This window comes from Veillonella parvula (genome assembly GCF_040094895.1).
GTDB classification, from domain to species: Bacteria; Bacillota; Negativicutes; order Veillonellales; family Veillonellaceae; genus Veillonella; species Veillonella parvula_L.
In genome coordinates, this window is sequence record NZ_JBBNGV010000005.1 from 97076 (window position 1) to 110816 (window position 13741).

Sequence of the window (13741 nt, forward strand, 5' to 3'; positions counted from 1 at the left end):
ATAAAATCGTGTTATTTATAGAGGGCTATTATGAATTTGAAGAGAGTAATTAAATGGATTGGATATATTATTGGCATAATAGTAGTGCTTTATATACTCATATTGGGAGTATTGATATATTTCTTGGCAAGTGGTGACTTTAAAAATAGTTTGATTTATTTAAGTGATCTTCAAGAGAGTGGATTATATTATGGCAATGAAAACCGTAAGATTGCTGATAATGTAGTTGCTGTTCATGAGGTGGATAATAAACTCTATTACATAACGTTAGACGGTATTGGTATTTTTGATGAAAATGTAAGTTTACTAGATGCTTGGAATAAAAATCTTAATAAATATAATACTTTCATTCCTCGGATAGATTCTAAAGAAACACAATTTAATGTAAGTCTTGATCAGTTATACCCTAATATTTCTAGTCTTGATGAAAGTGATAGAGATATATGGCATGAGATCTTTTATGATAGTGAGAAACGATATACAGGTCCAAACGCTGGATATACTATAAAGTTACCTTTCTATGTATCGTATAGAAAGGAAGACTTGATTAAGCATAATGATATAGTAGATCTTTCTACAGGGACTATTATTGGTGAGTATGGTAGTGAGCATATTTTAAGAAATAATGCTTATTATAATTTTGAATTCGGGAAATTGACTAAAATTGATTTCTATCAGAAGGCTATATATAGCTATTATTCTGATAATCTTGATATAGGTCGGTTTAGCAAGAATAATGCAGGTGATGAGAGATATGAATCTTATGCACGAAATGAGTTAAATAAAGTAAGAACGAAAGATATAGAGGTATTAACTAATTTACTAAATCAACGATTCATCGTGTTTAATTCCTTTAACGAGTTTTCTGATTTTGATAAAATTACCTTTGAAGCATTAACCATTGATGCAATTAAAAATCGGAAGGCATTGCAGTTAGGGCCGTTAGAAAACCAGACACTTCGTCAGTATTTGAGTCGGTAACCATATAGTGGAAGGTGGAAGATGAATAAACTTGAAATATTAGGATATATTTGGATTTTTATATCTATGTCGTTATCTATGGGATTATATAAACTTGAGATTCGTAATCATCCAATTGATAAAAAACATGAATATATAAAAGAACATAGGATTTTTGGTAGCTTAACAAAGTATTTATCAATAATTTCTATTATAAGTTTGGTGATATTAAATCTTAAATTTTTAATTGATAAAGATTATAAATTTATAGTGAATTATGGCAGTATTTGGTTGTTTTTCTTTTTTTTAACAATGCTTACAGGGTTTTGTCAGAAGAGAGACAGCGTATATTTTAAACGGAGTCTTATTGCTATAGTTTCTGTGTTGTTTGGTATGATCGTGTTTGCTTATGCATTTAGGAAAGTACTATTTTAATAGACCATATACCAACTCAGATATTATTAAAATAATGTTGTTTTGTGTGGGCACTTATGGAATGATTTTTAGAAATTAAAAATCATTAAAAGGCAGTATAAATCATGATTCAGTTAGATTATCTATTAATTATAGGAATATTCCTTAGTGTTTTACTTTTTCTTTTGGTTGGCGTATTTCACTATAGTAAATCTAAACTTTTAAAGAGACTCAATATTTGGTTTTTAATAATACTTAGCGTTTTATTAAGTTATTTATTATATCCCTTATATGAATTGACTGATTATAGAGAAGAATTTACGACATTAGTTATTATTGCTGCGATAATCATTAAAATAATTATCAATTTATCTATATTTATAATCGCTGATCAAATAAGAACGAAATGGATTTCTAAATTACTATTAATTATATGGGTTGTTCTTGTTGAATGCTTGTATACGCCTATTCATTTGTCATATCTTGTTTTGTTATGCGTATCAGGTGGAATTGTGTTGATTGAACATTTTAAGGGGAAAAGAAATCCTATTTAGCTTAGATTCAGAATTACTTTTATAGCGCTCACCATCGAAATATGATATACTACTTAAATACGCATAGTTCGTGCGCGATAGGAGGAAACACATTTAGATGTTAGAAAAATTTGAACAATTAATGATTAGCGAACCTGTTCTAAGAGCGTTAAACGATATGGGCTTTGAAGAGCCTACGCCAATTCAACAGGAAGCTATCCCAGTTGCCATGAGCGGTAAGGACATGATCGGTCAAGCTCAAACAGGTACTGGTAAGACAGCAGCATTTGGCTTGCCTGTATTGGAACGCGTAGACGGGAATGAGCGTCACGTTCAAGTAGTTATTTTATCCCCTACACGAGAATTAGCTATTCAAGTAGCTGAAGAGCTTAACAAAATGGCTCAGTACACGAATATCACAGCATTGCCAATCTACGGCGGTCAAGATATTAATCGTCAGTTCCGTGCCTTGAAAAAGAACCCTCAAATCATCGTTGCCACTCCTGGCCGATTGATGGATCATATGGACCGTGGTTCTATTAAATTTGACCATGTGAAAGTTGTGGTATTGGACGAAGCCGATGAAATGTTAAATATGGGCTTTGTTGATGATATCAATAAAATCTTGGGTGCTATCCCAGAAGACCATCAAACATTGTTGTTCTCTGCAACTATGCCTAAAGCTATCCAACAATTAGCTGAAACATATTTGACAGAGCCAACATTGATTCGCATGAAACCGACTCAAGTTACGATGGACTTGATCGAACAATACTATATCGAAGTGCAAGACCGTCAAAAATTCGATGTTCTTTGTCGTTTGTTTGATATCCAAACACCTGAACTTGCGATTATCTTCACGCGTACGAAACGTCGTGTTGATGAAGTGACAGAAGGTCTTAAGAAACGTGGTTACATGGCGGAAGGCATCCATGGCGACTTGTCTCAACAAAAACGGGACAGCGTAATTCGCCAATTCCGCGAAGGTACCATTGATATTCTCGTGGCTACAGATGTGGCAGCTCGTGGTCTTGATATTTCTGGCGTGTCTCATGTATATAATTATGATATGCCTCAAGATCCTGAAAGCTACACACACCGCGTAGGTCGTACAGGTCGTGCCGGTAAAGCAGGTCAAGCTTTCACGTTCGTTATCCCTCGTGAAATGGAGCATTTACATGCTATCGAGCGTTTAACAAAACGTAAAATTGCACGTCGTCGTGCACCTTCATTAGGTGAAGTTCTTGAAGGTCAACAACGTTTGGCAATTGAAAGCCTCGTTGAAATGACAGATAATCTAGAAGCCTTGGCGCCTTTCAAATCTAGTGCTGAGGAATTGTTGAATGATACAGATTCCGTAACACTTTTGGCGGCAGCTCTTAAATTGTTAACAAAAGAACCAGATACTACTCCTGTAAATATTACAGAAGAAAAACCATTGCGCGTACGCCGTCGTCGTGAAAGTGGTCGTAGTGATCGTCGCCGTCGTGATGGTGATCGTCGTCGAGATGACCGCCCACGTCGCAGTCGCGATGATCGTAGAAGTGATCGTCGCAATGACCGTAAAGGTGACCGCCGCAGAGATGAGCGTAAATTTGATCGTCCGCGTGGCGAGAAAAAAACTCGCCATCAAAGTGAAGGTTTTAAACCTTACTTTAAAGACTAATAGGATGTGGATTGCTTCTGGGCAATCCACATTTTTTATTACTTAATAGTTAATACTATTTATCTTGATAAGTGTTGAGAATTTTGGTATAATAAATAATAATTATTTCTTGTAAACGGTCGATAATGGCCTATGCCTTATAGATTTCCAAGTGGAGAAAGGTAGATTATTATGGATATCGCACAAATTTTGCGTAGCCAGGGGTTTAAAGTAACTCCACAACGTATTGCGATTTATGATGCTTTGCGTGGTCATCATGATCATCCAACAGCAGAGATGTTGTATCATACGTTGCGCCCAGAACATCCAAGCATGAGCTTGGCTACAGTGTACAAGACGATGGAGATTTTTGAAAAAATCGGTCTTGTTAAAATTTTAGAAGTTGGTGATGAGCGTGCTCATTACGATTGGGATACACAAGCTCATTCCCATATCCGTTGCATTCGTTGCAATAAGGTAGAGGATATGATGGGCATTGATTTGAAAGCTATCAAAACGATTGCTGATCAAGGTAGCGAATATCAAATCACAGGTCAACATATTACCTTCGAAGGTGTTTGCCCTGAGTGTGCAAAAAAAGAAAGTCATTAATAGATAACCCCTGTTGTTGAAGGGCTCCTTCACGGCAGGGGTTATATTAGTTATCGTATATCTTATATCTAATCGTATATCGTATACCTTATATCTATTAGTGTTATAGAATAGCGATAATTAGATATAAGCATAATACAATAGATATTAGAGTTAAGCGTTTTATAATTATAAAATTGTAGAAATCGTATAATCGTATAAAGGAGTATCATGTTTGTAATAGGCAGTCACTTATCAATTAGCAAAGGTTATTTACATATGGGCAAGGAAGCGACTAAAATTGGGGGTAATACCTTCCAATACTTTACTCGCAACCCTCGTGGTGGTAGCATGCGAGCTCTCGATGTTGAGGATATGAATAACCTTAGTGCATATATGAAAGAACATAACTTTGGTACCTTGTTGGCACATGCGCCGTATACCTATAACCCATGTGCCGCCAAAGAGGATTTACGCGCTTTTGCGAAGCAATCTATGATGGAAGATTTAGAGCGTATGGAATATTTGCCAGGTCAAATGTATAACTTTCACCCTGGTAGCCATGTGAAGCAAGGCGTAGATCAAGGTATTGAATACATTGTAGAGTGTTTGAATGAAATCTTATTCCCAGGTATGAAGACAACAGTCCTCTTGGAAGTAATGGCTGGTAAGGGTACAGAAATTGGCTCTCGTTTTGAAGAAATTGCACGCATCATCGATGGCGTAAAGCTAAAAGAGTACATGGGTGTGTGCGTTGATACTTGCCATATTCACGAAGGGGGTTATGATATCGTACATAATCTCGATGGCGTTATTGACGAGTTCGATCGAATTGTAGGTCTTGATCGTTTGAAAGCCATTCATTTGAATGACTCTAAAAATCCTATGGGTGCCCATAAAGATCGTCATGAAAAAATTGGGGAAGGACATATTGGTATCGATGCTATTGCCCGCGTTGTAACACATCCTAAATTGACGAACTTACCATTCTACTTGGAAACACCAAATGAATTGGACGGTTACGCAAAGGAAATTGCTATGCTACGCTCTATCGTAGAAAATAAATAATTAAAATACAGATGTTAATTTAGTTATATAATAAATATGTAGAATACCTGATGCTATACTAGTTATTGCAAACTCATAAAGTTATTAAAACTATTAAAGCTGTTAAAGCTATTAAAGCTATATAAAGCTATATAAAGTTATATAAAGTTATTGAATTTCCATAAACTTATGGGACTAAGAGCTCGTTTTGGCATTTGAATACATACGTTGTGTAAGGTATAGGGAGAACTGGAAAGGGGGACAAAATGCGTTTTTTACATACTGCCGATTGGCATTTAGGGCGTATTTTTTATGGCCAGTACTTAACAGAGGACCAAGCTCATGTGTTGGAACATCAGTTTTTTAATATTTTGAAAGATGAAAACATCGATGGTATATTGCTTGCAGGGGATATTTTTGATAGAGCGGTGCCACCCATTGAAGCTATCGAATTGTGGGACTCCATCATCACTCGTCTCGCTATGGACTACAAGGTGCCTCTCTTTGTGGTGAGCGGTAATCACGATGGAGCAGAACGTCTTGAAGTGGGGCGCTCTATGTTGGGCCAATCGGGTATCCATATTTGGGGCTCTCCTCATCACGCGTTGAAGCCTTTTGAATTTGAAGGGACAGATGGCAAGGTGGCTATTTGTCCTATGCCTTTTAGTGAGCCCCGACGCATAGGGGAGGCTTTATTTGCTGATGTAGAGTCTACTAATACAGAAACTACCAATATTGAAATTACTGACATAGTAACACCGTGTTATGAACAAAATTGCGAAAGCGCTTTGAATCTGCACAATTATGACCAAATGTATCAGGCTTGGAGTAATTACTTGTATAAACAAGTGCCTAAGGGGATGCGCAGTATCGCCATTAGCCATGCTTTTGTTATGGGCGGTGAAGTAGGGGGCTCAGAGCGTACCTTGTCTGTAGGTGGCAGCGAACAGGTAAATCCTCAAGTCTTTAAAGACTTTCACTATACTGCCTTGGGACATTTGCATGGGCCTCAGCGAATGGGAGCTGATCATATTCGCTATAGTGGATCCCCATTAAAATATTCCTTTGATGAACATATGCAGAAGAAGTCTTTTACCATCATTGATATGGATACAAAGGGGAACGTAGATATTAACACGATTCCTGTAGAGGCGAAGCGAGACGTAGTCATTTTGGAAGGATATTTTGAAGACCTGTTAAATGATAAAGCATTACAGGCTAAATATAGGGATGATTATGTGCAAGCCCGTTTACTTGATACGATGCCGATTATGGATGGAATGGCTAAACTGCGCCAGGTATATCATCGTTGTATGACCATTGATCTAGTTGGTCGCGTGGCAGGGCCTATAGCAGATATGGGTGAGGCAATTTTCAAAGAATTAAATGAACGTGATCTATTTAATCAGTTTGCAGAAACTGTGTGGAAGGAACCTTTAACAGAGAAAGAACAGCAATATATCAACTCTGTATGGGACCGAATTCTTAAGGAGGACTAAATGAAGCCTATATCATTAACTATAGAAGCCTTTGGTCCGTATCGTGATTCGGTCACTTTAGATTTTAATGAGCTTCAAGACCATTCCATGTTTCTCATTGCTGGTCCTACGGGGGCAGGGAAAACATCAATCTTAGATGCCATAGTGTATGCCTTGTATGGTGAGCCGAGTGGAGAAGTACGCAAAACAGATGCTATTCGCAGTGACTTTGCAGAACCTCATCGTATGACTCGTGTCGATTTCTCCTTTGCTATTGGCAATGCACAATATCGTGTTGAACGGTTACCGAAACAGATGGTAGCAAAGAAACGTGGTACAGGGATGCGTGAACAGAATGCTAGCGCTACTGTATATGAGCGGAAAGATGGTGAGTGGAAGGTCATTGCTACCTCAGCTGCCGCTATTCGCGATACTATTCAGCAAATTATAGGCTTTCGCAAGGATCAGTTTTTACAAGTTGTGCTATTACCTCAAGGGGAATTCCGAAAGTTGCTAGTTGCCTCTACGAGTGAGCGTGAGGAATTACTGCATACACTTTTTAGAACTGAGCTATATCGAAAGTTACAAGAAGCACTGAAGGTTGCCTATGATGAAGCAAAGGCAGGTATTGAAGAAAATCTAACTAAGCAAACTGCATTTATGCAGTCTATCCCTCATGATGGAGCGACTCCAATGGTAACCATTGAGCATGTGCGTGAGTTACTAGCAAATCGGGGCCCACATCGAGATGCTCTCGCGGTAGAACGAGATGAGGCAGTAACCGTGGTAGAACAGTTTAATGTGCTCCGAAATCAATGGTCTTTATATAATCAGGCTCAACAATCTCTTGCTGAGGCTACTTCGAAACTTGACATGGTGAAAGTAAGGGAAACTGAGCGTGTAAATCTAAGCGAAAAGGTTCAGTTCCTTAACTCTTTGGCACCAACTCATGAATTATATAAACAATATATTGAGAAACAAGCTATATTAAAAACTTTAGAACAGGCCCTTTCAGATGCGAAAGAACATGTAGAACTAGCAACTCAACATGAGGCTAAATGTTTAGACGTATACAGTGACTTAGAAGGTCGAGCTGAAAGTATACAAGCTAAAAGAACTGCTTTGGCTCAATTTCAACAACAAGCAGAGAAGTTTAATGAGTTAGATGTATTGAAAAAGGAATTGTCCACATTACAGAGTAATTTAGAAGAATTAGATAGTAAAAAAAGCGAAGATGCCTTAGCTAAACAACGGAAGCTTGTAAAGACTTTAGAAAACGACTTAGAAGCTTTGCGTAAACAGTTACGAGATAATAACAAATTCTTAGAGGATGCTAATGTTATTCAAGGGCAACTAAATGATTTACATAGATATTCTGAATTGCTAGAAGAAATTAATAAGGTACAAAAAGAAATCGACGATAAAGGTCAAATGTTAGCGTCTTTAGATGAAACCTTGCAGGTTGCAAAGGTACATCTTGAACGATTAGAGCATCTAATGCAAGAAGGACGTGCCTTTGAGCTAGTTCATTTAGTTGTAGATAATGAGCCTTGTCCGGTTTGTGGCTCTACAGATCATCCACGGTTAGCAGCTAAGCCGGAGATGTATCCGACTAAGGATGAAATTGAAGAGGCTCGCAAAACCCGTGACTTGGCACTGCAAAAGCAAGCTAGCGAAGTGGGACAACAGAAAACATTAGATGCTCGTCTTAAGGAGTTAGCTAAGTTAGAAGTAGAACAATGTTCCAAACTTAAGTCATCTATGGATGGTTTTTCTAAGAAAAACTTTACATCTGTTCAACAAGATTTGTTGACTAAAATGGAGCGACTTACAGCTTTACATAGTGAGTCTGAATTGTTGAGTAACACTATAGCTGACAATGAACATGAGTTAAAAGTAGCTAGAGATAAGTTAGCAACTTTAGAACTTGCCCATAATGAATTACTTAAAAATCTACACGACCTAGAAATTCGTATTAGCTCAGTACAAGCTAACATTGATGCTCTATCTAAAACTTTACCAACCACGGATATAGCTGCATGGCAAAAACAGTTAGAGTCATTGGATAGTGATATTACACTCTACGATGAGCAGGTGAAAGTTAGCAAAACTAATTTAGATACTGCTCGAGAACAATTGAATGCCAAACGCGGACGCTTAGAAACTTTGTCCTCTCAAGTAAAAGAAGAAACAAAAAATCTTATTTTGATGTATAAGAACTATACAAAGTCATTACAATCCATTTCTTTAACAGAGAATGATTTTGTAGAGTCTTTACGTGAGATTAAAGAGATAGAGATCTATAGAACACAGCTGAACGTTTTGACTGAAGCCTTTAATAAAGCACAAGCTGTATATGATGCGGCATTAAAAGCCACAGAAACTATGGTTAAGCCAAGTGATAGTATTACTGATGAAATTTATTCTACAGCAGTAGAGCATCGGGATACACTAGTAGGTAATTTAGCGGCATGGGATAAAGAAACAAAGCATATTGAAACTACGCTCAATTCATTAGAAGAACTTGAAACTGCTATGGGTGAGGCTCGTGAAAAGGTGAAGTTCTTAAGCCGATTAAATGATCTCGCTAATGGTGGGGAGCAAGGCTTTAAAAATGTTACCTTTGAACGCTATGTGCTGGGGGCTATTTTAGATGAGGTTGTATATGCTGCTAATTTACGACTTCAGAAGATGAGTCGCAACAGATATTCCTTGGAGAGATCCGACTATACAGGTGGTGGTCGTGGCAAGCAAGGCCTCGATTTGGCGGTTATGGATGCTTTTACAGGCCAATCTAGACCAGCAAATACCTTATCTGGTGGTGAAACATTCTTGGCCTCTATGGCGCTTGCCTTGGGATTAGCGGATGTTATCCAAAGCTATGCTGGTGGCATCCATATGGATACGATGTTTATTGATGAAGGTTTTGGTACACTCGATCCAGATACATTGGAACTCGCCATGGAAACATTGTTACAGTTGCAATCGTCAGGACGTCTCATCGGCATCATTTCTCATGTACCTGAGTTAAAGTCTCGTATACCTGCTCATTTAGAAGTGACTCGAGGTGACGACGGTAGTACGGCAAAATTTGTTATTAACTAGATATCATAAACTAGATATAGATTTGCCAAATGTGTTACTATAAAAAGAGGAGAATTCCTACAAAAACATCCTGTATTTACGAAGGGGGTTCTATGAAGTTTTCGTTTGCTCATAATAATATAAATGTTAAAGACCTTGATAAAAGTCTAGCATTCTATAAAGAGGCGTTATTGCTCGAGGAGTCTCGTCGTTTGGAAGACCCAAGCGGTGCTTTTACCCTCGTGTATTTAAAAAGTCCTTATACAGCACATGAATTAGAACTTACATGGTTGCGTGACTGGGATCGTCCTTATAATTTGGGGGATAATGAATTCCACTTGGCATTCTATGTAGATGACTATGAAGCGGCTCTTAAAAAGCATAAAGAAATGGGCGTTGTTGCTTATGAGAATGCTGATATGGGTATTTATTTCATAGCAGATCCAGATGGATATTGGACAGAAATCATTCCGGCGGGGAAATATTAATGGAATATATGTTAACCCGTTTAGAGTGGTTGGTTGGTCCCAATAAAATCCAAACATTAAGAGACACGTCTATCGCGCTCTTTGGTGTAGGTGGCGTAGGTGGTGGTGCCCTTGAGGCATTGGTGCGAGCTGGTGTAGGTCGCATCGTCATTATCGATGGAGATTCCATAGCGCCTAGCAATTTGAACCGTCAAATGATTACGACTCATAATACGATTGGGGAACGTAAGGTAGAGGTAGCAAAGGCGCGAGCTCTTTCTATCAATCCTGATGTGGTGATAGAAACTCATGATATTATGTATACTGAGGAAAACTATCCTGGATTTATTCAAAGCTTGAACGTTGATTATGTTATTGACGCCATCGATATGGTAACGGCGAAACTTAATATCATTGAGGTTTGTCAACGTGAAAGCATCCCTGTTATTTCTTGTATGGGCGGAGGTAATCGCTTTTACCCAGAAAAACTTATGATTGTAGATATCAATAAGTCTCATACATGTCCTTTGGCACGCGTTATGCGTCGGGAACTCAAAAAACGGGGTATAAAAAAACAATTAGTTTTATTTTCTACTGAAAAACCGACAAAACCACAGTTCCGTGGTGATGCCACAAGTCCTGGGACATGTAGTTTTGTGCCACCAGTGGCAGGTTTTATATTAGCAGCACATGTGTTGCGTACAATTTTGGAGGTACCTGAACAATGAAAAAAGCGAAAATCCATATGGCTGACGGCGGCGATATCGTAATTGAATTATTTGAAAAAGAAGCGCCTGGCACAGTACAAAACTTTATCGACTTGATTAACAAAGGCTTCTACAATGGCCTTCGTTTTCACCGTGTAATTCCTGGTTTCGTAGCACAAGGTGGTTGTCCTAATGGCAACGGTACAGGTGGTCCTGGCTATACAATTAAAGATGAATTAGTTGGCAATCCGCATAAACATGAGCGCGGTGCTTTATCTATGGCTCACCGTGGCCCTAATACTGGTGGTAGTCAGTTCTTTATTGTATATGAGCCACAACCTCATTTAGATGGTGTACATACTGTATTTGGTAAAGTCATTGAAGGTATGGATGTAGTTGATGGTATCCAACAAGGTGCTATCATGGAAACTGTAGAAGTAATCGAAGGTTAATCTCATGAATGAAGTATCTATTAAACATCCAGAATGGCTATATATCGATGTAAATGGTAAAACATCATATGGGTATGACCAAGAGTGGTTCACTGATGAGTGGCAACGCTTGTCTGGTTGTGGGCCTACATCGGCATCACAAGTATTGGGCTATTCGCTATTTAGGGATGGCTTATTAGATCTAGAAACCACATCCGACCAAACGCTTGCTTTAGAACGGATGAACTTAGTTTGGAAATATGTAAAGCCACGTTTTGGTGGTGGTGTTTATAAAACTCAATGGATGGAACGTGGTCTTACTCGCTTACTCGAGGATAAAAGCCTATCTTATGATGTACATATGTTGAATGTATCTCCGTTCTGTGCATCACGCGTAGAGGTGGAGGCTGCAGCTCAGTTTATACATGATGCATTGGCACAGGATGTGCCTGTAGCATTTTTAAATCGTCATAAAGGAAAAGAGAAGGCTCTCTATACCTGGCATTGGGTTCCGATTCACAAGATGTTTATGGACGGCGATGATATCCGCTGTGGCATCTTTGATGAAGGTGAAATTCGTGATTTCTCTTTGGCGAATTGGATGAAAGACACTATTTTAGGTGGTGGATTCTGTTACATTAGTCGCAAAGAGTAAGTAATAGAGCAATTAAAGTAATATACATACGCATCGCAGTGATTTGCGATGCGTATTGTAGTATAAATAGTAGGAGGTACTACATGAGTCAATGGATTACTGAGGAACAAACACCTCACTTACGTCTAAGCGCTGAAGCGGAAGAAGTGCTTTACTCTGGGGAATCTGAGTTCCAGAAAATTGAAGTTTTTAAATCAAAAGAGTATGGTATGATGCTCGCTTTAGATGGCGTGTTCCAAACATCTGAGCGTGAAGAGTTTATCTATCATGAAATGATGAGCCATATCCCTTTGTTCTTACATCCTAATCCTGAGCGCGTTTTGATTATCGGTGGTGGTGATGGTGGCGTAGCTAGAGAATGTGTACGTCATGATTGTGTAAAAGAAGTAACAATGGTTGAAATCGATGGTAAGGTTGTAGAGTTGGCAAAACAATATCTACCAACTATTGCTAAAGCTATGATTGAAAACCACCCTAAATTGACTGTAAAAATTGGTGATGGTATTGGTTTCATGGCAGAAGCAGAAGATTACTATGATGTAATTATCGTGGATTGTTCCGATCCAATCGGTCCTGGTGAAGGCTTATTTACAGAAGAATTCTATAAGAATACATTAAAAGCTTTGAAAGCTGATGGCTTGTTTGTACAACAAACAGAATCTCCGATGTTACATCAACCATTAGTGGAAAAAGTTTTTGGTTACGTTAATAGCCATTTCCCAATTGCTCGCTTATATACAGCTTTTATTCCAATCTATCCTGCAGGAATGCATTGTTTTACATTGGGTTCCAAAACATTTGATCCTCTAACATGGACTCCAAACCGTGAACAAAACTTTGAAACTAAGTATTATAATGCAGATATTCAAAAAGCTGCATTTGCATTGCCAAATTTTGTAAAAAATTATTTGCCAACTAAGTAAATAATATGTATAATGGGGAAGCACCATTTGTGAAACGAAAGTTTCCGATAGTGCTTCCTTATTTATATGGGGATTAAAGGGCTTATATTAGAGATAACACAATTAAAAGTTTCGTTTGTAAAAATTAATGAAATTGAGAAAAAGGTGTTGACACAAATCTCTAGAAAAGATATAATTCTCTTTGTTACGAAGACAATGTCTTCGATACCTACAAGGTGGTGGGTATGGTGAAGCGGTTAACACGGCGGATTGTGGCTCCGTTACGCGTGGGTTCGATCCCCACTACTCACCCCATAACCTACACATCGTAATCACTGTAGGGGTGTCGCCAAGTGGTAAGGCAACGGACTTTGACTCCGTTATGCGCTGGTTCGATCCCAGCCACCCCTGCCAACATGACTCACTAGCTCAGTTGGCAGAGCACCTGACTTTTAATCAGGGTGTCCCGCGTTCGAGTCGCGGGTGAGTCACCAAATTAAAACTCACAAACTTCGGTTTGTGAGTTTTCTATCTCTATTTTTAGAGATTTTGGTTATGATTGTGAGTATAAATTTAATCAAAAATCGGTTGAAAAAATCTTTGGAAAAGAGGTTGACGATTTAAGGTTAGATTGATATACTATACAAGTCGTTAGGGCGCAGAACTAACGTAACAGATCTTTGAAAACTGAACAATGATAGGTAATCAATCAAAACGATTGAACATATGCCAGAGTGCGGGTTTTGACAAAGTCAAAACCAACCATAATTCAAAGTTACTTCAATGTAACGACAACAAATAATGAGCTATTCAAATAGCTTCAAGAT

The 13741-nt window shown here is 38.2% G+C and carries 12 protein-coding genes and 3 tRNA genes; all 15 read left to right on the plus strand.

Annotated features, from left to right (window positions below):
• The first annotated feature begins 30 nt into the window (after positions 1-30).
• The 15 genes from AAAT26_RS09000 to AAAT26_RS09070 all read left to right on the plus strand — a co-directional run bounded on the left by AAAT26_RS09000 (position 31) and on the right by AAAT26_RS09070 (position 13408).
• Positions 31-981, plus strand: coding sequence for a hypothetical protein (locus tag AAAT26_RS09000; protein ID WP_060919701.1), 951 nt, complete (start codon positions 31-33; stop codon positions 979-981).
• Positions 982-1002: 21 nt separating this feature from the next.
• Complete coding sequence (locus tag AAAT26_RS09005; RefSeq protein ID WP_024061604.1) at positions 1003-1395, plus strand: hypothetical protein; 393 nt, start codon at positions 1003-1005, stop codon at positions 1393-1395.
• 630 nt (positions 1396-2025) lie between these two features.
• Complete coding sequence (gene cshA / locus AAAT26_RS09010; protein WP_288581947.1) at positions 2026-3573, plus strand: degradosome RNA helicase CshA; 1548 nt, start codon at positions 2026-2028, stop codon at positions 3571-3573.
• Positions 3574-3744: 171 nt separating this feature from the next.
• Entirely contained in the window at positions 3745-4164 is a 420-nt protein-coding gene (locus tag AAAT26_RS09015; RefSeq protein WP_004695325.1) for a Fur family transcriptional regulator, read from the plus strand.
• A gap of 210 nt (positions 4165-4374) precedes the next feature.
• Positions 4375-5211, plus strand: a complete 837-nt coding sequence (locus AAAT26_RS09020; protein WP_012864699.1) for a deoxyribonuclease IV — start codon at positions 4375-4377, stop codon at positions 5209-5211.
• Between the two features lie 245 nt (positions 5212-5456).
• The gene (locus tag AAAT26_RS09025) at positions 5457-6689 is read left to right on the plus strand and encodes an exonuclease SbcCD subunit D (protein WP_349209108.1); all 1233 of its coding nucleotides are present in this window, start codon (positions 5457-5459) and stop codon (positions 6687-6689) included.
• On the plus strand, positions 6690-9773 hold the full coding sequence (locus AAAT26_RS09030) for an AAA family ATPase (protein ID WP_316689756.1): 3084 nt from the start codon (positions 6690-6692) through the stop codon (positions 9771-9773). It abuts the gene before it with no gap.
• Positions 9774-9865: 92 nt separating this feature from the next.
• Positions 9866-10240, plus strand: a complete 375-nt coding sequence (locus AAAT26_RS09035) for a VOC family protein (protein WP_004695332.1) — start codon at positions 9866-9868, stop codon at positions 10238-10240.
• Positions 10240-10947: a tRNA threonylcarbamoyladenosine dehydratase gene (locus tag AAAT26_RS09040; RefSeq protein WP_227037432.1), complete on the plus strand. Its 708-nt coding sequence runs from the start codon at positions 10240-10242 to the stop codon at positions 10945-10947. Before AAAT26_RS09035 ends, AAAT26_RS09040 begins: the two co-directional genes overlap by 1 nt.
• Positions 10944-11378 (plus strand): peptidylprolyl isomerase, encoded by a 435-nt coding sequence (locus AAAT26_RS09045; protein WP_004695336.1) that lies wholly within the window; start codon positions 10944-10946, stop codon positions 11376-11378. The genes AAAT26_RS09040 and AAAT26_RS09045 overlap by 4 nt, the downstream gene beginning before the upstream one ends.
• Positions 11379-11382: 4 nt before the next feature.
• Positions 11383-12012, plus strand: coding sequence for a hypothetical protein (locus AAAT26_RS09050; protein ID WP_004695338.1), 630 nt, complete (start codon positions 11383-11385; stop codon positions 12010-12012).
• 83 nt (positions 12013-12095) lie between these two features.
• Complete coding sequence (gene speE / locus AAAT26_RS09055) at positions 12096-12935, plus strand: polyamine aminopropyltransferase (protein ID WP_004695340.1); 840 nt, start codon at positions 12096-12098, stop codon at positions 12933-12935.
• Positions 12936-13153: 218 nt separating this feature from the next.
• Positions 13154-13229: transfer RNA gene (locus AAAT26_RS09060), tRNA-His, on the plus strand.
• 24 nt (positions 13230-13253) lie between these two features.
• Positions 13254-13328: transfer RNA gene (locus tag AAAT26_RS09065), tRNA-Gln, on the plus strand.
• A 4-nt stretch (positions 13329-13332) separates the two neighbouring features.
• Positions 13333-13408, plus strand: a tRNA-Lys gene (locus AAAT26_RS09070).
• Positions 13409-13741: the final 333 nt, after the last annotated feature.